17 protein-coding genes and 1 pseudogene are annotated in these 21,349 nt (G+C 73.9%); all 18 read right to left on the reverse strand.

Annotation, left to right across the window (positions count from 1 at the left end; all coding sequences use genetic code 11):
- Positions 1-12 precede the first annotated feature (12 nt).
- On the reverse strand, positions 13-1,377 hold the full coding sequence (locus ABD946_RS34780; protein ID WP_345289665.1) for an FAD-binding oxidoreductase: 1,365 nt from the start codon (positions 1,375-1,377) through the stop codon (positions 13-15).
- Positions 1,370-1,744: an avidin-fold protein gene (locus tag ABD946_RS34785; RefSeq protein WP_345289666.1), complete on the reverse strand. Its 375-nt coding sequence runs from the start codon at positions 1,742-1,744 to the stop codon at positions 1,370-1,372. Before ABD946_RS34785 ends, ABD946_RS34780 begins: the two co-directional genes overlap by 8 nt.
- On the reverse strand, positions 1,741-3,057 hold the full coding sequence (locus ABD946_RS34790) for an ATP-grasp domain-containing protein (protein WP_345289668.1): 1,317 nt from the start codon (positions 3,055-3,057) through the stop codon (positions 1,741-1,743). The genes ABD946_RS34785 and ABD946_RS34790 overlap by 4 nt, the downstream gene beginning before the upstream one ends.
- Positions 3,054-4,151 (reverse strand): NAD(P)/FAD-dependent oxidoreductase, encoded by a 1,098-nt coding sequence (locus ABD946_RS34795; RefSeq protein WP_345289669.1) that lies wholly within the window; start codon positions 4,149-4,151, stop codon positions 3,054-3,056. The genes ABD946_RS34790 and ABD946_RS34795 overlap by 4 nt, the downstream gene beginning before the upstream one ends.
- A gap of 1 nt (position 4,152) precedes the next feature.
- Positions 4,153-5,721 (reverse strand): class I tRNA ligase family protein, encoded by a 1,569-nt coding sequence (locus ABD946_RS34800; protein ID WP_345289670.1) that lies wholly within the window; start codon positions 5,719-5,721, stop codon positions 4,153-4,155.
- Positions 5,718-6,122: a cupin domain-containing protein gene (locus tag ABD946_RS34805; RefSeq protein ID WP_345289671.1), complete on the reverse strand. Its 405-nt coding sequence runs from the start codon at positions 6,120-6,122 to the stop codon at positions 5,718-5,720. Before ABD946_RS34805 ends, ABD946_RS34800 begins: the two co-directional genes overlap by 4 nt.
- Positions 6,122-7,408 (reverse strand): lysine N(6)-hydroxylase/L-ornithine N(5)-oxygenase family protein, encoded by a 1,287-nt coding sequence (locus ABD946_RS34810; RefSeq protein ID WP_345289672.1) that lies wholly within the window; start codon positions 7,406-7,408, stop codon positions 6,122-6,124. Before ABD946_RS34810 ends, ABD946_RS34805 begins: the two co-directional genes overlap by 1 nt.
- Before the next feature lie 190 nt (positions 7,409-7,598).
- A complete protein-coding gene (locus ABD946_RS34815) occupies positions 7,599-8,120 on the reverse strand; it encodes a hypothetical protein (protein ID WP_345289674.1) in 522 nt (173 codons plus the stop codon).
- 107 nt (positions 8,121-8,227) lie between these two features.
- Entirely contained in the window at positions 8,228-9,706 is a 1,479-nt protein-coding gene (locus ABD946_RS34820) for an XRE family transcriptional regulator (RefSeq protein ID WP_345289675.1), read from the reverse strand.
- A gap of 103 nt (positions 9,707-9,809) precedes the next feature.
- On the reverse strand, positions 9,810-11,045 hold the full coding sequence (locus ABD946_RS34825; RefSeq protein ID WP_345289676.1) for an MFS transporter: 1,236 nt from the start codon (positions 11,043-11,045) through the stop codon (positions 9,810-9,812).
- Between the two features lie 220 nt (positions 11,046-11,265).
- Positions 11,266-12,148: pseudogene (locus tag ABD946_RS34830) on the reverse strand (isocitrate lyase/PEP mutase family protein).
- 78 nt (positions 12,149-12,226) lie between these two features.
- A complete protein-coding gene (locus tag ABD946_RS34835) occupies positions 12,227-12,844 on the reverse strand; it encodes a hypothetical protein (RefSeq protein ID WP_345289677.1) in 618 nt (205 codons plus the stop codon).
- A gap of 47 nt (positions 12,845-12,891) precedes the next feature.
- A complete protein-coding gene (locus ABD946_RS34840) occupies positions 12,892-14,217 on the reverse strand; it encodes a lanthionine synthetase C family protein (protein ID WP_345289679.1) in 1,326 nt (441 codons plus the stop codon).
- Positions 14,218-14,342: 125 nt separating this feature from the next.
- Positions 14,343-17,435 carry a lantibiotic dehydratase gene (locus ABD946_RS34845; protein WP_345289680.1) on the reverse strand — a complete coding sequence of 1,031 codons (3,093 nt, stop codon included), beginning with the start codon at positions 17,433-17,435 and terminating at the stop codon, positions 14,343-14,345.
- A gap of 89 nt (positions 17,436-17,524) precedes the next feature.
- Positions 17,525-17,680, reverse strand: a complete 156-nt coding sequence (lanA, locus tag ABD946_RS34850) for an SCO0268 family class II lanthipeptide (protein WP_345289681.1) — start codon at positions 17,678-17,680, stop codon at positions 17,525-17,527.
- 292 nt (positions 17,681-17,972) lie between these two features.
- A complete protein-coding gene (locus tag ABD946_RS34855; protein WP_345289682.1) occupies positions 17,973-18,986 on the reverse strand; it encodes a TIGR03842 family LLM class F420-dependent oxidoreductase in 1,014 nt (337 codons plus the stop codon).
- A 12-nt stretch (positions 18,987-18,998) separates the two neighbouring features.
- Positions 18,999-20,396, reverse strand: coding sequence for a dihydropyrimidinase (gene hydA, locus ABD946_RS34860; protein ID WP_345289684.1), 1,398 nt, complete (start codon positions 20,394-20,396; stop codon positions 18,999-19,001).
- 11 nt (positions 20,397-20,407) lie between these two features.
- Positions 20,408-21,250, reverse strand: coding sequence for a nitrilase-related carbon-nitrogen hydrolase (locus tag ABD946_RS34865; protein ID WP_345289685.1), 843 nt, complete (start codon positions 21,248-21,250; stop codon positions 20,408-20,410).
- Between the last annotated feature and the right edge of the window lie 99 nt (positions 21,251-21,349).

Below are 21,349 nucleotides of genomic sequence, written 5' to 3' on the forward strand. Positions count from 1 at the left end.
TCTCCCGTCGTCTCAGACGGCCTGGGGGTGGGTGAAGACCCGGTCGGGGTCGTAGCGGCGCTTGACCTCCTGGAGGCGGGCCAGGTTGGGGCCGTGGTAGGCGGCCAGGGCCTGGCCGGGGGGCAGGTCGGGGTCGGCGAAGTTGAGGTAGGAGGCGTCCCGGGCGTGTTCGCCCATCGCGGCGTGCAGGTCGGTGAGCCAGTCGAGGTTGGCCCGCCGCAGCTCCTCCGGGTCCTCGGGGCTCCAGGAGGTGTCCATGGAGACCAGGAAGAGCACGTCCCGGTGCGGGAAGGCGGTCTCGGTGACCGGCACCCGGTTGATCGCCCCGCCCCAGGTGAACAGGGCCACGCCGGCCCCGTCCGGGTTCCCGCTGCCGGGCCACTTCTGCAGCGCCGTCAGCACGGTGTCGATGGCGGCCCGCCCGATCGGCTCGGTCACCGTCCTGGTGCGGACCGCGAACGGGTCCCCGGAGGTCTCGTGGTGCAGGAAGTCCTTCGCCTCCCAGTACCCCATGTCCTCCACCACCGCCCGCTCCGGTTCGGCGGCGGCCAGCACCGGCGCGAGCAGCTCGCGCAGCTCGCTCGCCGGGCCCAGGTGCTGGCCGATCACGGAGACCGAACCGCCGTCCGCCCCCGTGCGGTTGACCCCGATCCGGGCGGCGAACTCGTCCGGCGCGGCGGCCATGATCCGCTGCATCACCGTCAGCACCACCGGCGCGTCCGCCAGCGGCCAGAGCAGCAGGCAGGTGGAGCTGGGCACGGTGGGGCGGGCCTGGAAGGTGAAGGAGGTGTTGACCCCGAAGGTGCCGCCGCCCCCGCCCTTGCAGGCCCAGAACAGGTCGGGGTGCTCGGTCTCGTTGCACCGCACCAAGGAGCCGTCGGCCAGCACCAGTTCGGTCTCCACCAGGGAGTCGCAGGTGAGCCCGAAGGCCCGGGAGACGGCGGCCACTCCGCCGCCCAGGGTCAGGCCGCCGATGCCGACCTGGTCGGAGTTGCCGAGCGGCACCGCCAGGTCGTGGCGCTGGAGCTCGGCGTAGAGCTCGCCGGAGCGCACTCCCCCGCCTACGGTCACCAACTCCCGCTCCCGGTCCACCCGGACGGTGTCCAGCCCCTGGAGGTCGAGCACCAGGCCGCCGGCAGTGGTGCCCCGGCCCGAGTAGCCGTGCCCGCCGCCGCGGGCCACCACCGGCAGCCCCTCGGCGCGGGCCCAGGCGATGCCCCGGGCCACGTCGGCGACGCTGCCGACCGAGAGCACCCCGGCGGGGACCACCTCGGCGTAGCGGCGGTTGAAGGCGGAGCTGCGCTCCTCGAAGCCCTCCTCGCCGGGCAGCCGGACCGCTCCGTCCACCCGGGCCCGCAGTGCCTCCCAGTCAGGCATCGTCCTCGCCCCCGTCCGCTCCGCCCGGGTTCCCGCCGGCACCGGTGACCTCGGTCAGGAAGGAGGTGCCGCTCTGCGCGTGCGGGCCGTAGCGCTCCCACTCCTCGCGGATCAGCAGGTCCCCGCCCGGGCCGGTGTAGGGGGTGTTGACGGTCCGTCCGGCGATCACCTCGCCGTCGTCCAGCACCATCGTGTAGGCCAGCTCCAGGACGCCGTCCGGCCCGCAGACCCCGGCCACGTTGCCCCGGCGGACCGGGCCGCCGGCGAAGTCGGCCCAGACCAGGTCGTCCTCCTGGTGGTAGCGGGCCACCACCCCGTCCGCGGACTCCAGCTTGCGGAACTGCCGTCCGTCGTAGTCGATCCTCATGACCGCGCCTCCACCGCGTCGGTGTCCAGCAGGCCGGCCGGCATCTCCAGCACCGCGTCGATCCCCTTCCGGGCCAGCGGCTCGGCGTCCAGCTCCACGGCGGCCAGGGCGGCTTCCAGCCGCTCCTCGCACTCCTCGGGGCCGTCCGCCGTGCAGACCACGAAGGAGTGCCGGGCCAGGTAGCCGCCGGGCGGCAGCCGCAGCTCGGTGCCCGGGGAGACCATCGGCTCGGCCCTGGCCAGCCCCGGCAGCGCACCCGGCATCCGCACCTCCCGAACCGTGCAGTCCTCGGCCGGGTAGCCGAAGCGGATGCCGGCCACGCCCCGGTGACGCGGGGTCAGGTCGGAGCGCACCCCGAGGGCGGTCTCCACCAGCACCTCGCCCGGGTCGATCCCGGTGGCCAGCCTGCCCAGGTAGGGGATCAGGTCCCCGCCGAGCCGGCCGTTGACCTCGATCACCACCGGGCCGTACGGGGTGAGCTTGAGCTCGGCGTGGGTCATGCCGTCCTCCACCCCCAGCACCTGGTGGGTCTTGGCCAGCACGTCCAGCAGCACCTGGTCCTGGAGCAGCGGGTCGTCCGCGTCCACCAGGTGGCCGAGCTCCTCGAAGTACGGGTGCAGCCCGGTCCGCTTGCGGGCGACCACCACCGCGCGGTACTCGCCGCGCTGCACCACGCCGTCCACGCTGATCTCCGGCCCGCCGGCGTAGCCCTCGACCATCGCCCCGCCCCGGTACGGCTCGTCGCCGACCATCCCGGCGTTGGCGGCGACCAGGTACGCCTCGGCCAACCGGCCCTCGTCCGGCGCCAGGACGACGCCCATCGAGGCGCCGAGCGCGCGCGGTTTGACCACCACGGGGTAGCCGATGGCTGCCGCGGCGGCCCGGGCCGCCTCCGGGGTGTCGACCAGCTCGAAGCCGGGCTGCGGGAGTCCGGCCGCGGTCAGCAGGGTGCGGGTGGTGTGCTTGTCGCGGCAGCCGACCACTCCCGCCAGGCCGAGGCCGGGGAGGCCGAACTCGGCGGCCAGTTCGGCGGTGGGCATCACCAGCGGCTCGTCGTAGCAGAGGATGCCCTCCACCCTCCGCCGTGCGGCGATCTCCCGTGCGGCGGCCTTGAGTTGCCCGTGGTCGAAGACGTTGACCACGGTGATCTCGTCGAAGTACGGGGTCTGCCAGGTCGGGTGCAGGTTGTTCACCAGCACCAGTTTCAGGCCGAGTTCGGCGGCCCGGCGGGCGGCCGATTCGATCAGGTACTCGCGGTAGTACCGCAGACCGCTGCCGATCACCAGCAGCACGCGGACCTCGTCACCGCTCATGGCGTCTCCTCTCGGTGCGGGGATGGGCTCTCGTGGGATTCGGGCTCCTCCAGCGCCGCCACGATCCGGTCGGCGACCAGGGGGGCGGTGCGGAATCCGTCGCCCCCGCTGGCCGTCCTGGCCCAGGTGCCGGGGCCGATCCGGACCAGGTGGGCGGCGCCGGTGCCGGCGTCCACCAGGTAGTGGCAGCGCTTGACCGCCAGCACCTGGTAGCGGTCGGGTTCGGTGAGGATCGGCTCGGCCAACACCTGCTCGGCCCACCGGAGTTCCTCCTCCGGGGTGCCCTCGGTGGCGAGGTCGGCCTCCCGGCAGACGGCCGCCGAGCTGACCTTGAGCAGCGTCCCGTCGCCGGGCGGCAGCAGCCAGGCCAGGCCCTCGCTGCCGATCCGACCGACCCCGGGGGTGCGCTCCCAGGCCGCCGTGAGCTCCTCGGGCGGCTTGAGGTAGACCAGGGTCTGACGGTGCAGCAGCATCGGCAGGTCGACCAGGTCCTTGGACCACGGGCCGGTGGCGATCAGGGTCAGGTCCCCGGTCAGGGTGCGGGCGTCGGGCAGGTGCACCTCGCCGGTCCGCGGGTCGACGGCCTTGACCTCCTGCCAGGGCATCAGGGTGACGTCCGTCCGGGCGGCCAGCCAGCGGGCCACCGCCTGGAGCGCGTGGTCGGCCAGCAACACCCCGCCGTGGTGCTCCCGCACGCCCACCGTCCCCTCGGGGAAGCGGACGTGCGGCAGCTGCGCGGGTTCCAGCAGGCTGACCGGCAGCCCGGCCTCGGCGGCCACCGCCGCGACCTGCTCCGCCTCCTCCGCCGGCCAGGCCGTGACCATCCCCACCCGGCGGTAGAACCGGGTGCCCAGCATCGCCTCCAGGGCCAGCCAGCGCCGGTGGGCGACGGCGGTGCGCCGGGAGGCCGCCGGATCGGACGGGTCCAGCGCGCGGACGGCCCGGTGCTGGTCGAAGGAGGTGGAGCCGGGATTGGGGATGGCGCCCCGGTCGATGACGGTGACCCGGTGGCCGGCCAGGGAGCACCGCACCGCGGTCAGCAGGCCGGTCACCCCGGCGCCGACCACCAGCACCCGGCGGCTCTCGGCCGCCACCTCAGTCGCCCCCGACCGGGATCCGCGGCAGCGGACGGACCGTCACCTCGGTTGTGGTGTCCGGCCCGCCGACGGCCAGGGAGTCCAGTGCCCCGCCCGCCACCGCCTCCGCCGCCAGGTCCACCAGGACCGGCGCCGCGCAGCGCAGCACCGTGCGCACCTGGTGCGCGAAGTCGCCCGCCTGCCGCTCCGTCGCCTCCCAGCGGTCCAGCCGGCCGAGCTGCTCGGCCAGGGTCTCGGCCGCCCGGTTGAGGCTGAAGCCCTCGCTGCCGTACGCGGCGGCGAACCGGGCGGTGATCCGGTCGGCGGCCCTGCGCGAGGCGGCCGAGACCGGCAGGGTGCGCCCGGCGAGCGCGGCGTCCTTCTCGACGATCCGGTTCCACGGCGCGACCAGACGGGCACCGGTGACGGCGGCCAGCTGCTCCCAGCCGAAGTTGGTGCGCTGGTACTCGGGGCTGGTGGCGGCCAGGTGGTAGCGGCCGACGTCCCGGGGCAGCCGGTCGGCCAGCTCCTGCCCCCAGACCAGGTGGCCCCGGCTGGTGGAGAACTTCTGGTGGTCCAGCTCGTAGAACTCGTTGGTGACGAAGCGCGCGGGCAGCGCGTAGCGGCCCTCCAGCGCCATCAGCATGGCCACGCCCGCGACGGCGAACGGGAAGGTGTTGTCGAAGCCGAGGAAGTAGACCACCTCCGTCCCCGCCTCCGGCCACCACAACTGGTCGTCGGCCTGCAGCACTTCGCCCCGCCGCTCGGCGCCGAGCGCGGTGGTGTACATCGACCAGGCCATGGTCTCCGCGTTCGGGTTGATCACCTGACCGGGCACCTCGGGGAACTGTGCGGGGATGCCCCAGGCCCCCGGATAGGTCACCGGGAAGTCCGGCAGCGGGGCGGCCAGCATCTCCCGGACGGCCTGCGCCATGTGCGGGCGCAGGGCGGCGCCGGTCCGCTCGAAGTACTCCCGCAGCCGCTCCCGGTACTGCTCCAACGGCAGCACCAGCACCGGGAGTTCGCGCAGCTCCAGCTCCTCCTGCGGGTCCTCGGTGGAGCGCGGGTCGATCAGGTCCCCGGCCGCCAGCGGGTGGCCGCAGCTCTCGCAGAGCCCGGCGCAGCCCTCGGTGAGGCAGACCGGGCAGCCGCCCTTCACGAAGCCGTCGACCAGGTACTCGCCGGTGCTCGGCCGGTAGGGGAAGCGCACCGGCTTCAACTCCAGCTTCCCGGCGGCGTGCAGGCGGCCGTGGAAGTCCAGCACCAGTTTGGTGAAGCGCTCCTCGTCCCGGCTGAAGCCGTCCACCGCGATGCCGAGGGCGGTCAGGGTGGCCTCGATCCTGGCGGTGGAGTCGGCCACCAGGTGCTCGGGCTCGGTGCCCAGGCGGCGGGCGGTGGTGACCACGAAGGTGGAGGTGTCCTGGGCGCCGGTGCCGAGCACGGCCTCGCGGCCGGCGGCCCGCTGGTGGCGGGTGAAGACGTCGGCGGCCAGGAAGGGCCCGGCCAGGTGGCCGAGGTGCAGGTCGCCGTTGGCGGTCGGCGCGGGCGAGACCACGGCGATCCGGCCGTGCCGCTGACCGGCCGTCACGACGCCGCCCCCGCCCCGGCGTCCGCCCCTGCCGCGGCTCCCAGGTGACGGGCCAGGAAGTCGGCCGCCATCGGGGCGTCCCACCAGATGCCGTAGTACTCGAAGTCGGCGTCCGAGCGGTTGACCACCCGGTGGGTGGAGCCCGGCGGCAGGTGGACGATGTCGCCCGCCTTGAACTCGCGCTCCGCCCCGTCCACCTCCAGGGCGCCGTCGCCGCTGAGCGCGATGAAGATCTCGTACTCGTGGTGGCTGTGCGGATCGGAGGCGCCGCCCGCTCTGACCACGCACCAGGCGCCCTCGAACGGGGAGTTGAGCGGGGCCCAGGGCTTGAGCCGCTCGCCCTCGATGCCGTAGGCCGGGGTCAGGTTGGCCCGGTCCAGTCTGCGGATCTCCGGCTCCATCAGTTGCCTCCGATCGTGGCGGCGACGCTGCGCCGGTCGAGCAGGTCGGTGGTGATCTCGTGGGAGCGCTGGGCCAGCACGCTGAGCAGCGAGTCGGAGATCCCGTGGGTGGCCTCGTTGAAGCCCTGGAGGTAGAGGCCGCCGCGTCCGGCGCCGGTGCCGAGCTCCACCCGGTAGCGGCGGTTGACCTCGACCTCCTCGACGCCGAGCCGTCCGGCCAGCTGACGGACCATCGCGGGCATCCGCTGGTCGTAGCCGGTGCCGAGCAGCACCAGGTCGCAGCGGAGCGGCTCGACCTTGCCGGTGCGGCGGTCGCGCAGCTCCAGCACCACCTCGCCGTCCTCCTCGCGGGCGGCCACCACCTCGGTCATCGGACGGACGGTGGAGCGCGGGGTGCCGTCGAGCTTCTGGCGGTAGAGCATCGCGTAGGTGTCGTCGAGGAAGGGCGCGGCCAGGCCCGCGTAGTTGGTCAGCCGCAGCTCGTCCAGGATCTGCTTCCTGGCCCCCGGGTCGGTGTCGTGGAACTCGTCGACGAAGGACGGGAAGAAGAGCTCGTTGACGAACTTGCTGGTCTGGTAGTTCATCAGGCCGATCGAGCGGTGCACCAGGGTCGGGGTGCTCAGCGGCAGGTCGTCGTGGACCGCGACGAACATCTCGGCGGCGCTCTGCGCGGCGCCTATCACCACCACCCTGGCCGGCCGGTCCACCGGGTGGCGGGCTATCCGGGTGGCGTACTGGGAGCTGTGGATCACCCGGTCGGCCGGCAGGCCGGCGAAGACCTCGGGCACGTGGGCGTCCCGGCCGGTGCCGACCACCAGGTCACGGGCGTCCACCGTGTCGCCGTCGGCCAGCGTGACCCGCCAGCCGGCCACGGTGCCGTCGTCGGCCAGGCGCGGCGCGACGGAGGTGGCCGCGGCGTTGTGCCGCACCCGGACGTGGTCCAGGGAGTTCGCCACCCACTCCAGGTAGTCGGAGAGTTCGCGGCGGTAGGGGTTGAAGGTGCCGAGGTTGACGAACTCGTCCAGCCGGCCCTGCTGGTGGAGGAAGGCCAGGAAGGAGAAGCGGCTCTGCGGGTTGCGGAGGGTGACCAGGTCCTTGAGGAAGGAGACCTGGCTGCGGGCGAACGGCAGCAGCAGGTTGCGCTGCCACTTCACGTCCGGGTGCTGCTCCAGGATGAGGGTGCCGGAGGCCAGCCCGGCCGAGCCGGACTCCTCGATCGCCACGGCCAGCGCCAGGTTGGAGGGCCCGGCGCCGATCGCCAGCACCTCGACCTCGTGGTCGGTCATGCTCTGTCACCACCTCACTGCTCGTCCCGCCGCCCGTGGGGAAGCGGTTGGGGTGAACCGCCGTCCGGTGTCCGGGCGGTTCGTTGGGACGAGTGAAGCGAGGGGCGGAATTGGTCGGCAGCCTTGTCCGGGAGCGCCGATCAACCCCGCCGGAGCGGGAGTTGATCGGCCGGCGGCGCCTCGTGCCCGCTCAGAGCCTCGACGCGATCGCGGTGGCCAGCGTGACGAGGCCGGTGCGGATCCGGGCGGAGCTCTCGTCGGGCACCCCCTTGTCGGCGAGCGGGTCGAAGGCGTAGTTGACGGCGAAGTTCACCGAGCCCTTGCGCACGTACAGGTGGGCACCGACCTTGGCCTGGTCGTACAGGGCCAGGTCACCCACCCCGGGCACCGGCGTCCCCGGCTTGGTGGCCTGGCTGACCTCGTACGGCAGCAGGTTGACGATGACGAACCGGCCCTTCTCGGCGTACCGGTAGCTGCACTGCGTGAGGCTGGGCAAGGGGGTGTCGTCCCGCTGCCCCTCGACCACCTGCCCGAGGAGCGCCCCGACCTCCTCCTTCGTCGCCAACGCGCAGACGTCCAGCGCCGGTTTCGTGGGTTCGGCCTGCGCGGACCCGCCGGTGCTCCCCGAACAGCCGCTCAGCGCGACCAGGAGCACCAGCCCCAGCACCCCCGGCGGCGAGCCCTTCCGCACCGACTTCCCAGACCACACCATGACCGGCCCCTCCCGCCCGTTCCGTCGTCGCGGCGCTCCGGGCACAGAAGGCCTCCACCGAGAGCGACATGACGACCCGTCAGATCTGAGCCAGCGTAGTACGGCCGCTAACCCGACGCCGGGCGGATCTGCGGGAAGGGGCGGGTGCGGCGGGGCAGCAGGTTGTGCGCCGGGTCGCGGTCCAGGACGAAGGCGCGGACCAGTGGGTCGAGGCGGTGGCCGCCGGGGCGTTCGCCGTGCCGGAGCACGCCGGCCTCCACCAGCTCCTGCACCGGCTCCTCGTGCTCCGCCAGCAGCGGCTCCTGGGCCCACAGTTCGCGCACCGGGATCCGGGCCAGCCGGTCGAGCAGTTCGGCCGCGGCGGCGCCGAGGGCGAGGTGGGCGGAGTTGAGCGACTCCCGCATGGAGAGGTCCCCGACGGCCAACCAGTCCAGCAGCGCGGCCGGTTCGGCCAGCCGGGCCACCGCCCAGCGCAGCGGCAGCTCGGGGCGGGGCAGCAGTTTGCGGGTGGCGATGTCCAGGGCCAGCGGGAGGTCGCCGCAGAGCTCGGCCAGCCGGTCGGCGGCAACCGGATCGGCCCCGGCCCGCTCCGGCAGCACGGCGGCGATCAGGCGCAGCGACTCGGCGCGGTCCAGCGGGTCCAGTCGCAGCCGCCGGACGTCGCGCAGGCCGAGCAGGGCGGAGCGGCTGACGACCAGGGTGGTGCTGGTCGCGCTGTCGGTGAGCAGCGGCCGCACCTGGCGCTCGCAGTGCACGTTCTCCAGCAGCACCAGCACCCGGCGGCGGGCGATCAACGAGCGGTAGAGCGCCGCGCGTTGATCGGCCGCGACGGGGACCCGCGGCCACTCGACGCCGAGCGCGGCCAGGAAGGAGCCGAGCAGTCCGGACAGGTCGTATTCCTGCTCGGCCAGCGGCCCGAGGTCGGCGTAGAGCTGACCGTCCACCATGGCGGGGGCCAGGTCGTGCGCGTGCCGCAGCGCCAGCCCGCTCTTGCCGACCCCGACCGGCCCGCTGATCACCACCGGGCTCCCGCCGGGGCCGCCGAGCCGTCCGAGCTCGGCCTCGCGACCGACCAACCCGTGTGGGCGGAGCGGGAGTTGGACGGGCACGGACGGGCCGCCGGGTGGCGCCGCGTGGTCCGGGGCCACCGGCAGCACGTACGGGCTCGCGTCCGCGGCCTCCTCCGCGCCCGTTCCGGGCAGGTCGGTACGCTCCCGCCCGGGCGCCCGGCCGTTCATCCACGAGGTCAACCCGGAGGCGCCGCCGGCCTCGTGCGCCGCGTCGGTGGGTGCCGCCGGCCGGCTGCCGATCACCGGGACGCCGCCCCGCGCCGCGGCCTCCAGCCAGCGCCGCCGCCACTCCTCCCGCTCGCCGCCGCAGGCGGCGACGTAGGCCAGCGCGACCTGGAGGGTGGGCAGGCGGTGGCCGTTCGCCGCGCTGGAGAGCACCGAGGCGGAGTACATGGCGGTGCGCGCCATGTCCCGGTAGGTCGGGCTGCCCGCCTCGGTACGCAGACGGCGGAGCCGGTCGGCGAACTCCGCCACCGCTCCGCCCGAGGCGTCCACCGGCCTCTCGGGTCTCCCCATGTGCCCATCCCCTTCCCTCGTCCTGATCAAGGAGGAAGTACGCACACGGGGGAGTGGACCGCCGGGTGTCTCCCCGCGGTCCACTCCCCCGTGTGTCGGTGCGTCAGGCGGCGTTCGCCCCCCGCATGCCCAGGTGGGCGCAGAGCGCGGCCACCAGGCCGACGACCCCGCAGACCCACCAGATCCCGTTCCCGAGCGTGCTCCAGGCGAGCACCCCCAGGGTCGGGCCGAGCGCCAGCCCGACCCCGAACCCGGCCTGGTGCGCCGCGATGTAACGGGCCTTCACCGCCGCCGGGTAGGTGGCCGGGTGGGCGAACATGGTCGGCCCGCTGATCATCACGCCGAACACGAACACCACCGTGCAGAGCACGATCGTCACCGCGGAGCCGAACGGCAGGCCGTACCCGGCCACCCCGAGGGCCATCAGCGCGGTGCCGACGCCGCCCGCCAGGTACGGCGGCCAGCGCTTCACGTAGCTGGTGAGCTTGAGCTCGCAGCTGATCAGGATCACCGAGGAGGCGGTCAGCACCGTGCTGTAGAGCGCGGTCGGATGCCCCTCGGAGCTGATCTTCAGCGGCAGCGCCACGGTGTACTGGACGTAGATCACCGAGCCCAGCAGCACCGAGGCCAGGAAGGCCAGGTACTTGCGGTCGCGCAGCAGCGCACCGTAGCCGCCCTTCGGGCCCTTCTCCTCCTCGTCCTCGTCCACCGGCGCCGCCACCTTGGGCAGCAGGGTGAGCGCGAGCAGCGCGTACACCAGGGCGGTGCCCGCGTCCAGGTAGAACAGCAGGTCCCAGTCGAGCAGGATCAGCCCGGCCGCGATCAGCGGGCTGAGCGCGGCGCCGCCGTTCAGGGCGATCCGCATCATCGAGAAGCCCATCACCCGGTGCTCGGCCGGGATCAGGTCGCTCAGCAGCACCGAGGCCGCCGGGCGGTAGCTCTGGGTGGCCAGGCCCGCCAGCGCCACGGCCACCAGCAGCAGCGGGAACCGGCCCGCGCCGCTGAGGGTCGGGATCAGCACCAGGATCACCGCCGAGGTGGCCATCGCCCCGGTGATGGTGGCCCTGGGGCCGTACCGCAGGACCAGTTCGCCGCCCAGGATGGTGCCGAGCACCGCTCCGACGCTGTAGGCGGTCAGGGCCAGTCCGGCGTGCCCGACCGACAACCCACGGGCCGTCAGGTAGAGCACCAGGAAGGTCTGGACGAAGGCGCCCATCTGGTTGATCAGGACACCGCCCAGCAGGTACCGGACGGAGACCGGCGTCTGCCGCAGGGTGGCGAACACCCCCGGTGGGGGTGGTGCCGGTTTCGTCGTGCCGCTCTCGGCCGTGGTGGTCACTGGCTCGTCCTCGCTCCCTGCCGGCTGTGCTCGGATGTGGTGCGCGGGCGGGCGGCTCCCTGGCCGCCCACCCGCCTCAACTTCCGGTCATTGCAGCGGAGTCGGCGATTGACCGACAGCGTTGACCGGCCCGGCCGATCAACCCGGCCGATCAACCCCCCTCATCCAACCCGGTCGTCCACCGGACCGCCGGCCGGCCGCCGGCCGACCGTCCGCCGGGTCAGCGGCTGAAGGCGCCGTTCACCGTGCCGAAGTCCAGCGCCCCGGCCAGCTCGTTGTAGCTGCCGTGGGTCACCAGCTCCTCGGCCGCGCGCTGCGCCAGCGTGTACGCGGCCTGCGCCACGGCGGTGCCCACGCTCACCCGGCGGACCCCGGCCGCCTCGAACTCGGCCACCGTCGGCGCCCCCCGGCCCGGCCATCACGTTGACCGGCAGCGGCTGGCCCTCGACCAGCTCCGCGATCACCGCGAGGTCCAGCAGCCCCGGCACGAAGAGGCCGTCCGCCCCCGCCTCGGCGTAGACGGCGGCCCGGGCCAGCACGTCGTCCGCACGACCCGCCTCCTCGCCGATCCCGAACAGGAACACGTCGGTGCGCAGGTTCACCACCAGCTCCGGCAGCCCGGCCCGCTCGGCCGCCGCGCGGGCCGCCCGGATCCGCTCGGCCTGCTCATCGGCGGAGAACAGCGTGAAGTCCGGCTTGGAGTCCTCCAGGTTGATCCCGACCGCACCGGCCGCGATCACCGCCTCCACGGTGGCCGCCACGTCCTCCGGCGCGGGCCCGTACCCACCCTCGACGTCCGCCGTCACCGGCAGCTCCACCGCCGCGGCGATCCGGCGCACCTGCTCCACCATCTCGTCCCGGCTCAGCGCCTGCTGGTCCGGCTTCCCCTGCGACCACGACACCCCGCCGCTGGTGGTGGCGATCGCCTTGACCCCCGCCCGCGCGATCAACGCCGCACTTCCGGCGTCCCAGGCGTTCGGCAGCACCAGCACGCCGTCCTTGTGCAACTCCCGCAGCACGACGGCCCTGGACTGCTGACTATCCGTCACGATGAACACACCTCTCCCTGGAGCATTTGGGCGATATCGTCCCGAGGCGGTCATGTGACGGTCAACACAGGCGAACGCACTCCATCACGTTCGATTGCGTTCGCCTCACGGCTGTGCTGCGGACGGGCGCGGTCAGTCGAACCAGACCACCAGCCTCACGTTGTCACCGCCGTGCAGCCCCGCGAACGTCCGCATGACCGCCCACACCGGCGCCCAGCTCCCGTCCGGCGGGACGGCGTCCCGGCGACGCATCCGTTCGACCCGGTAGCTCACATCCCCGTCCTGCCACTCGGTGCCCTCGGGCCACCGCACTCCGCCGTACCCGACGTCCGGGCGATCGGGCAGTCCGGCGACCCTGGCGAACTCGCGGCTCCAGCCCGCCTTGCCGTGGTAGGTCCAGCGACCGTCCTCGGCTCGCCGGTACTCGTGGATGCGACCGTCCACGTCGCCCGCCGGCTCGTCCCAGTCAACGGCGGCGAGTTCCGTCCAACTGATCCAGGTCTCACCGTGCGCCTCCGGATCCCAGGCGGCACGGGTCGCCTCCGCCACGTCCTCGGGCATGCCCCGGAACGGAGCGAGCGGTTCGAAGTTGGCGTGGTTGCGGATGCCGAACAGGCAGCCGAAGGCGTCGTAGGACCGCGCGTCGTACAACAGGCCGAGGTCGACGGCCGTCGACCACTCCTCGTCATCGGCCCACGGCATGCCGAAGGTCATGCGGCATTCCACGAAGCCCTGGATGTCTGTTCCCATGCGGCGAGTGTGCTGCTCGGAATGCCTTGCGCACCAATGGATTTCGCTCAGGAGAGCAGCAGCGGCATGTCCCAGCCCGAGTCCGTGCCCCGGGTGGCGTAGGAGTCCAGGGCGAGGGCGACGCCCGCCGCGCCGTCCAGGTAGCCGGAGACGTCGCTGCCGTAGTCGGCCTTGGTCATGGTGAAGCGGTAGCCGAAGGGGAGGGCGGGGTCGAAGGAGGAGATCAGGCGGGCGGCCAGCTGGTCGCGGACGCGTTCGATCCGCTCCTCGCCGAACTCCTCGTTCAGGCGGCCGAGTTGGTGCAGGGCCCCGGCCCAGCCGTGGCAGAGGGCGTGGTCGTGCAGGCCCCAGGTGTCCAGGGGTGTGGTGAGCAGGCGCTCCACAGAGCGGCGGGCCAGGCCGGTCCATTCGGGGCGGTCGAGGGCCAGGCCGGCGAGCTGGACGGCGCGGGAGACGCCCGGGGCGCCGTAGCACCAGGACGGCCAGCCGGGCGGGGCGTCGAAGGCCTCGGGGCCGGCCAGGTACTGGCGCAGCGTCAGGTGCGGCGGCCAGTACGGCCCCCGGGCGTCGCGGACCGCCCATCGGGCGAGCAGCGCGGCGTCCGCCTCGATCGCCTCCGCCTGGCCGGGCAGCCGCACGCCCTGTCGCCAGGCCAGTGCGAGCAGCGCGAGCGGGCCGGCCACGCCGTGCGAGATGCCGAGGTTGAGGTGACCGTCGGGGAACTCGGCCTCGGAGCCGGTCCGGGGCGCGTCCAGCGACCACCAGCGCGGCACCCGGTGGCCTCGGTGCTCCACCTCGCCGAGGGAGAGTCCGATCAGGTAGCCGAGCACCGCCTCCAGCTCCGGCCGGCAGACCTCCGCCCGGGCCAGCAGGTACCGGCCGACCCCGGTCATGCCGCGGACCACCTCGTAGTGGCCGATGGTGGTGAGCGGGGCGTCGGTCACGGCGGGCAGCGCGGTGCGGACCAACTCCCTCTGGTAGTCGTCGAGTCGGTGCAGTGCGGAGACGTAGCCGCCGGTGGCCCGGTGCGCCAGCAGCACCGCGAAGGCCAGCGCTCCCGGCCCCTTGAAGATCCCGCTGGCCACCGTGCCGCCCTCCGCGACCGCCCTGGTCGCCTGCCCCAGGTACGCGTGCGCCCGGGCGGCGCGCGCCTCGGCCGGCCAGGCCCCGCCGCTGAACGCGATGGCCAGCCCGGGGCTCCCGCTCCCCAGGGTCAGCTCGGCCCAGACGTTCTCCCCCCGTCCGCCCTCCGCCGCCTCGTCCGGGATCGCGGTCGCGGCGGCGGTCGCCACCGGATCGGCCAGCCGGTCGAGCACGGCCGCCGACACGGCCCCGGCCCGCTCGCGCAGATCGGCACGGTCAGGAGTGGTCATCGGGCTTTCCTTCCAAAGGAGTTGGGATCCGGAGCGAAACCGAGCGCAACCGCCGTACGGTGCGGCGCGGGCACAGCCGGGGCGGGGCGGCGCGGAGCGCGCGGCGGACACGGCCCGTGTCCGCCTCACCCCGCGCCCGCGCCCGTGCGGCGACGGCCCAGTACCGTCCGCGCGGCACCGCGCAGCACCGCGTAGCCGCGCGCCTCCGCCGCGGGGTCGGTACCGAACAGCCGGTTGTGCCGCATGTGCAGCAGGGAGTGCAGCGCCTCGTCCCGGTCGGCCGCCGGGGCCGCGAGGATCGACTCCCCGTAGGTGCGCGGCGCGTCCGAGCCCCACACCGCCGTCAGCTGCGGCATCCCCAACCGCTCGCAGGCCTCCGCGAAGCCGCCCGGCCGCAGCAGCCCGTCGGCCAGCGCCCGGTGGCGCTGGTACAGCTCGTGGTCCGGGCCCTTGGTGAAGGCGTGGTCGACCCAGGAGCACCAGTCCCAGTCCCCCAGGGAGGCGAGCAACAGCCCGTGCCCGAAGGCCGCCAGGACTTCGTCCGGCACGGCCGCCGCCCCGGCCCGCCGGGCCGCGAGCTGCACCAGCGCCGAGCGGCTGTCCGTCTGGAAGAGCCGCTCCACCGCCTCCTGGAGCGCCTCGCCCCCGTACCGGTCGCTCTCCGGCCGGTAGCCGTCGAGCAGGACGGTGCGCACCGCCCCGGCCTCGACCAGCCGCCGGACGCCGCGCGCCAGCGCGGGCAGCACCCGCCCGTGCAGCGCCACCGGGTCGGTGCCGTGCAGCCGCAGTCTCAGGTGCGGCTGCGGGTCGCGGTAGCGCAGGAAGAACCAGCGGTCGACGTCCTCCTCCACCTCGGCCAGCAGGGCGGGCAGGTGCGCGGCCAACAGCGCGTCGTGGGAAGCCGGTTCGGCGTACAGCTTGAGGTGCAGCCACTCCTCCCCCGGCAGGAACACCGCGCTCGGCGCGCGCCGCAGCGGTGCCCGCTCCTCGGCCGGCGGACGGGGGACGGGTGCACCGGCCCGGGCCAGCGGGACCACGATCTCGGTGGCGTGCCCGGAGTTCCACCCCAGCCGCGCCGGATCGGCGGTCAGGTCCTCGTAGAGCACGAACCTCGGCTGGGCGGCGGTGAGTTCGGAGCGCAGCAGCTCCCGGTCCCAGGGTTCGCGCAGGTCGACGGGGTACATCTGGTCGTTGCGGGTGATCTGCAGCCGGTCCGGCACCCGGTACCGCCGCCGCCACTCCACCAGCTCGCCCTCCCAGGCGGCCGTCCCGGCGGTCCCGGCCGCCTCCCGCAGCCGCCGCCCGGCCAGCCAGCGGGCCGGGGAGACCAGCACCCGCCCGTAGCGGACGGCCGGCAGGTAGGGCAGGGTGTCCAGCCCGGCCCAGTCCCAGCCGGTCCAGACCCGGGGCCGGGCGGCGGCCAGTTCGACCAGGAAGCGGGCCACCGGCGGGGCCTGGGCGTCCAGGGCCAGCATGTGCGGCAGCACCGGGACCACCTGACGGCCCGTCGGGCCGTGCAGCAGCCGCAGGCCGTCGGCGCCGGCGGCGACCAGCAGAGTGCGCCAGTCCAGGCAGTGCGGGTCCGTCCGGTCGTCCGGCAGTCCGACGGGTATCCGGTGCGGGAGCAGCCGCGGCACCTGGACGATGTTGAGCGAGCGCGGGTCGGTCGGGGCGATCTCCAGCTGCGCCAACAGCGCGTCCTGGTCGGCCGGTTCGGCCACCAGCCGGGCGAGCGAGTCGGTCAGCCCGGCGGCCTCGGCGAAGCGCCCGGCCGTCGCGCCCGCCGTCCAGGAGCCGATGTGCGGGCTGCCGAGCAGCAGGTACTCGCCCCGGTCCAGGGCGTCGGTGCCGTCGGCGAGCAGCTGGAAGCAGAGCTCCAGGGTGCGCGGCGGCCGGGCGGACGGGTCGTGCTCGGCCAGCCGCCCGATCCGCCGCACGTCGGCGTCGGTGAGCACCAGGTCACCGCCCTCCAGCACGGCCTGCTGCACGAGTTCGGCGATCGCGGCCCGGCGCGGCCGGTCGGCCTCGGCACCGGGGCCGGAGCGGGGGTACGGGTCCTCGGCGGTGTACTCGGGCGGCAGGCCGAGGCCCCGGTGCGGGTCGATCAGGTCCGCCAGCGGGACGGCCGAGGCGGTGCCGTAGCGCTCGACGAAGCGGTCGCGGTAGTCCCGCAGCTGGGCCAGGCTGCCCCACTCCGGGGTCATCGCCCAGACCGCGGCGGCGTAGCGGCGCACCTCCTCGCCCACCGAGGCGGGCAGCACCGTCTCCCCGGGAAAGGTCAGGTCGACCTGGACGGGCGGCCGTTGGTGCTCGTTGGCGGCCGGGTCGGCCGGGTCGAGGGCGCGGACCGCCGCCACCAGCGCCCGCCAGGACTCCCGGCCCTCCCCCGGCAGGTCGCGTTCGTGCGCGGCGGCCGCGCGGCGGACGGCCCGCAGGCCCTCGGCCGCGCCGGGCACCGCGCCCTCGACCGCCGCCTCGATCCGGTCCAGGTGGGCCGCGTCGATCCGGTGCGGGGTGAGCGAGGTCCGCAGGAAGCCGTGCTGGACCAGCCCGGCCAGCAGTCCGTCCAGTCGCTCGGCCCCGACGGCGGGGAAACGCTCCGTCAGGTGCGACAGCAGCGCCGCGTAGCCGACCGGGGCGGCGCCCGCCCGCTCGCGCACGGCGGCCACCACGGCGTTGTCCCGGACGGAGACCTCGCGGCCCTCGGCGTCCCGGGTGAGGCGGCCGTCGCGGAGCACGGCCAGGTCGTCCAGCACCACGTCCACGCGGCGGCGCACCTCGGGCACGGCCAGCCAGTCCAGCACCCGCCGGTGCAGCCAGCCGCCGTCCACCCGGACCGAGACCCGCCCCGGACCGACCGGGCCGGCCTTGGCCACCTCGCCGAAGCGGGCCCGGCCGACGCCGGCGAACAGGCCGAAGGGGGTGGGGCGTCCGCCGGAGCGGCGGGCGTAGCGGGTGAGGGTGCGGGCCGCGCTGAGCGTGCGTCTGCGGCCGAGCGCCGCGGCGCCCTCGTCCTCCGCCAGCCGCCGCAGGCTCGACTCCAGGCTTCCGCTGGCCACTTCGACCGCCTGCCGGAGCAGCGGCCGGCCGGCCAGCTCCCGTATCCCGGCCAGCGGCGCCGTCGGGTCGATCCGGGCCTCGGCCTCGGCGCGCGGCGTGCTCGCCGTCCGCACCAGCACCGGCTCCCGCACCTCGAAGATGTCCCACTCAGCTCGCACGCGCCCGCCCTCGCCCTCGGTCCCGCCCACCCCGTACACGCGGACGCGGAGCGGGCCGGGGGCCCGCTCCGCGTCCGTCACTCAGTCACTCAGCAACAGACCGGGCAGCGGGTGCCGATCGCGTAGCTGCTGGGCGAGGTGTAGGTGCCCTGGCCGAACTGCTGGGTCCCCTCCGAGACCTCGGAGATCCGCAGGTCCAGGTCCAGGTCGGCCGCGTCGTCCTGGAACATGATCTCGTCGCGCATGATCCCTCCCAAGGGATGTGTGGGGGCTGCGGGCCCTCGACGAAACGTTCGGTAGTTCGTCCCCGCAGTCACACCATTCCCCGCACACTTTCCCCACGGTGAGTCCCGTACCGGCCAAGCTGACACACCTTCACCACCCGCCCCGGACCAGCACCGGAACCCCACCAGCACCGTCCGCACCACCCGTCGCCGTGGTGACCGGCCCGAACGTTTGGCGGTCCACCATCAGGCCGTAAACGCACCACCGTCCCTTTCCTGCGGCACATGCCACCGTTGGCCGGAACCGGTCGGGTCAGAGGGCGGGGATCACCTCCCGGCCGTAGGCGTCGATGGTCCCCTCGATCGCGTCGTGCATCGCGTAGACCGCGAACTGGTCGACGCCGAGCTCGCGCAGCTGCCGGAGCTTGGCCAGGTGCGCCTCGGGCGGGCCGATCAGGCAGAAGCGGTCCACGATGGCGTCGGGGACGAAGGCGGTGTCGGGGTTGTCCGCGCGGCCGTGGTGGGAGTAGTCGTAGCCCTTGCGGTCGCGGATGTAGTCGGTGAGCTCGTCGGGCACCAGCCCCGAGTGCTCGCCGTAGCGCCCGACCAGGTCGGCCACGTGGTTGCCGACCATGCCGCCGAACCAGCGGCACTGTTCGCGGGCGTGGGCCAGCACCTGCGGCGAGTCGTCCTCGGTGACGTAGGCGGGCGCCGCCACGCAGACCGTGATGCCCGCCGGGTCCCGGCCCGCCTTCTCGGCGGCCGAGCGCACCGCCTTGACCATCCACTCCGTCAGGAAGGGATCGGCCAGCTGCAGGATGAAGCCGTCCGCCTGACGGCCCGCCAGGTCCAGCGCCCTGGGCCCGTACGCACCCATCCAGACCGGCAGCTCGGCGCCCTCCTCGACCCAGGGGATCCGCAGCGGGCTGCCGTCCACCTCGGCCTCCCGGCCCTCGGCCAGCTCCTTGATCGCGTGCATCGCGGCCGACAGCCGGTCCAGGGTGGCGGGCCGGCGGCCGGCCACCCGCATCGCGGAGTCGCCGCGCCCGATGCCGCAGACGGTGCGGTTGCCGTACATCGAGTTGAGGGTGGCGAACAGCGAGGCCGTCACCTCCCAGGTCCTGGTGCCCGGGTTGGTCACCATCGGGCCGACGGTCAGGCGGGAGGTCTCGGCGAGGATCCGGCTGTAGATGACGAACGGCTCCTGCCAGAGCACCACCGAGTCGAAGGTCCACCCGTGGGTGAAGCCGGCCGCCTCGGCCCGCTTCATCCGCTCCACCAGGAGCCGGGCCGGCGGGTCGGTCTGCAGGACGAGTCCGATGTCCAAGGTCACGCTCCTCTAGAGGTACTGACAGGTCGAGCGCGGCTGGTACCGGCCGTGGCCGGGCCGCCCGAGGTACACGCCGTCGTCCACCACGACCGTCCCCCGGGAGAGCACGGTGCGGGCCCGGCCGGTGAGCCGGCGGCCCTCGTAGGCCGAGTAGTCCACGTTCATGTGGTGGGTGGCGGCCGAGACCGTCTGCTCGGCGGCCGGGTCGTAGACCACCAGGTCGGCGTCGGCCCCCGGGGCGACGGTGCCCTTGCGCGGGTAGAGGCCGAACATCCGGGCCGGGGTGGCGCAGGCGATCTCGATCCACCGACGCCGCGTCAGGTGGCCGTCCAGCACCGCCTGGTGCAGCAGGTCCATCCGGTTCTCCACGCCCGGCAGTCCGTTCGGGATCTTGGAGAAGTCGCCGCGCCCGAGCTCCTTCTGCCCGACGAAGCAGAACGGGCAGTGGTCGGTGGAGACCACCTGGAGGTCGTTGGTGCGCAGGCCCCGCCAGAGCGCGGCCTGGTGCTCGCGCGGCCGCAGCGGCGTGGAGCAGACGTACTTGGCGCCCTCGAAGCCCGGTTCGGCCAGGTTGTCCGTGGAGAGGTAGAGGTACTGCGGGCAGGTCTCGCCGAAGACCGGCAGCCCCTCGTCCCGGGCCTTCGCCAGCTCGGCCACCGCCGAGGCGGCCGAGACGTGCACCACGTAGAGCGGGGAGCCCGCCACCTGCGAGAGCTTGACCGCCCGGTGGGTGGCCTCGGCCTCCAGCAGCTCCCGCCGCACCTCGCCGTGGTAGCGCGGGTCGGTCCGGCCGGCCGCCAGCGCCTGCTCCACCAGCACATCGATGGCGATGCCGTTCTCGGCGTGCATCATGATCAGCCCGCCGTTGGCCGCGCCGCGCTGCATGGCCCGCAGGATCTGGCCGTCGTCGCTGTAGAAGACGCCGGGGTAGGCCATGAAGAGCTTGAACGAGGTGACGCCCTCGTCCACCAGCAGGTCCATCTCCTTGAGGCTGGCGTCGTTGACGTCGCCCAGGATCATGTGGAAGGAGTAGTCGATCGCGCAGACCCCGGCCGCCTTGTCGTGCCAGGCGTCCAGCCCGGCCCGCAGCGAGGAGCCGACCGACTGCACCGCGAAGTCCACGATGGTGGTGGTGCCGCCGAAGGCGGCGGCCCGGGTACCGGTCTCGAAGGTGTCGCTGGCCTCGGTGCCGCCGAAGGGCAGCTGCATGTGGGTGTGGGCGTCCACCCCGCCCGGGATGACGTACAGCCCGGTGGCGTCGATCACCCGGTCCGCCGTCCAGGCGTCGGCGGCGTCGCTCCCGGTGGCGGCCAGGGCCACCACCTGCTCGCCCTCCACCAGGACGTCCGCGTGCATCTCCTCGGCGGCGGTGATCACCAGGCCGCCGCGGATGACCGTCCTGCTCATCCGACGCCCCCTCAGGCTTCCGTCAGCGGGCCGTAGGCGTCCGGACGGCGGTCCCGGTAGAACGCCCACTGCTGGCGGACCTGCTCGATCAGCCCCAGGTCCAGGTCGCGGACCACCAGCTCCTCGTCCTTGTCGGACGCCACGTCACCGACGAACTGCCCGCGCGGGTCGACGAAGTAGGAGGTGCCGTAGAAGTCGTTGTCGCCGTACTCCTCGGTGCCGACCCGGTTGATCGCAGCCACGAAGTACTCGTTGGCCACCGCGGCGGCCGGCTGCTCCAGCTGCCAGAGGTAGGCCGACAGCCCGCGGCTGGTGGCCGAGGGGTTGTAGACGATCTCCGCCCCGGCCAGGCCCAGCGCCCGCCAGCCCTCCGGGAAGTGCCGGTCGTAGCAGATGTACACCCCGACCTTCCCGACGGCGGTGTCGAAGACCGGCCAGCCGAGGTTCCCGGGCTTGAAGTAGTACTTCTCCCAGAACCCCTTCACCTGCGGGATGTGGTGCTTGCGGTACTTGCCGAGGTACGACCCGTCGGCGTCGATCACCGCGGCGGTGTTGTAGTAGAAGCCCGCCTGCTCCACCTCGTACACCGGCACCACGATCACCAGGCCGAGCTCCTTGGCCAGCGCCTGCATCCGGCGCACCGTCGGGCCGTCCGGCACCGGCTCCGCCCAGCGGTAGTGCTCGGGCTCCTGGACCTGGCAGAAGTAGGGGGAGTTGAAGACCTCCTGGAACCCGATGACCTGCGCGCCCTGCGCGGCGGCGTCCCGCGCCGCCTGCTCGTGGACCGCCAGCATCGCCTCCTGGTCACCCGCCCAGGAGGTCTGGAACAGGGCAGCGCGTACCACTCGACTCATCGTCCGCTCCTCGCTGTAGAGAGCTGAGGCTAGGAGTTCTTCCACTCGCACCCGGGGATTACGCGCCCGACGCCGCCGGGATTCCCCCACCTGATCCGC

The organism is Kitasatospora albolonga, from assembly GCF_039535905.1.
GTDB lineage: Bacteria > Actinomycetota > Actinomycetes > Streptomycetales > Streptomycetaceae > Kitasatospora > Kitasatospora albolonga.

Excerpts from the sequence above, each read along its gene's own strand:
- ABD946_RS34780 (WP_345289665.1), bottom strand. The coding sequence starts at position 1,377 with ATGCCTGACTGGGAGGCACTGCGGGCCCGGGTGGACGGAGCGGTCCGG.
- ABD946_RS34785 (WP_345289666.1), bottom strand. The coding sequence starts at position 1,744 with ATGAGGATCGACTACGACGGACGGCAGTTCCGCAAGCTGGAGTCCGCG.
- ABD946_RS34790 (WP_345289668.1), bottom strand. The coding sequence starts at position 3,057 with ATGAGCGGTGACGAGGTCCGCGTGCTGCTGGTGATCGGCAGCGGTCTG.
- ABD946_RS34805 (WP_345289671.1), bottom strand. The coding sequence starts at position 6,122 with ATGGAGCCGGAGATCCGCAGACTGGACCGGGCCAACCTGACCCCGGCC.
- ABD946_RS34810 (WP_345289672.1), bottom strand. The coding sequence starts at position 7,408 with ATGACCGACCACGAGGTCGAGGTGCTGGCGATCGGCGCCGGGCCCTCC.
- ABD946_RS34815 (WP_345289674.1), bottom strand. The coding sequence starts at position 8,120 with ATGGTGTGGTCTGGGAAGTCGGTGCGGAAGGGCTCGCCGCCGGGGGTG.
- ABD946_RS34820 (WP_345289675.1), bottom strand. The coding sequence starts at position 9,706 with ATGGGGAGACCCGAGAGGCCGGTGGACGCCTCGGGCGGAGCGGTGGCG.
- ABD946_RS34835 (WP_345289677.1), bottom strand. The coding sequence starts at position 12,844 with ATGGGAACAGACATCCAGGGCTTCGTGGAATGCCGCATGACCTTCGGC.
- ABD946_RS34840 (WP_345289679.1), bottom strand. The coding sequence starts at position 14,217 with ATGACCACTCCTGACCGTGCCGATCTGCGCGAGCGGGCCGGGGCCGTG.
- lanA (WP_345289681.1), bottom strand. The coding sequence starts at position 17,680 with ATGCGCGACGAGATCATGTTCCAGGACGACGCGGCCGACCTGGACCTG.
- hydA (WP_345289684.1), bottom strand. The coding sequence starts at position 20,396 with ATGAGCAGGACGGTCATCCGCGGCGGCCTGGTGATCACCGCCGCCGAG.
- ABD946_RS34865 (WP_345289685.1), bottom strand. The coding sequence starts at position 21,250 with ATGAGTCGAGTGGTACGCGCTGCCCTGTTCCAGACCTCCTGGGCGGGT.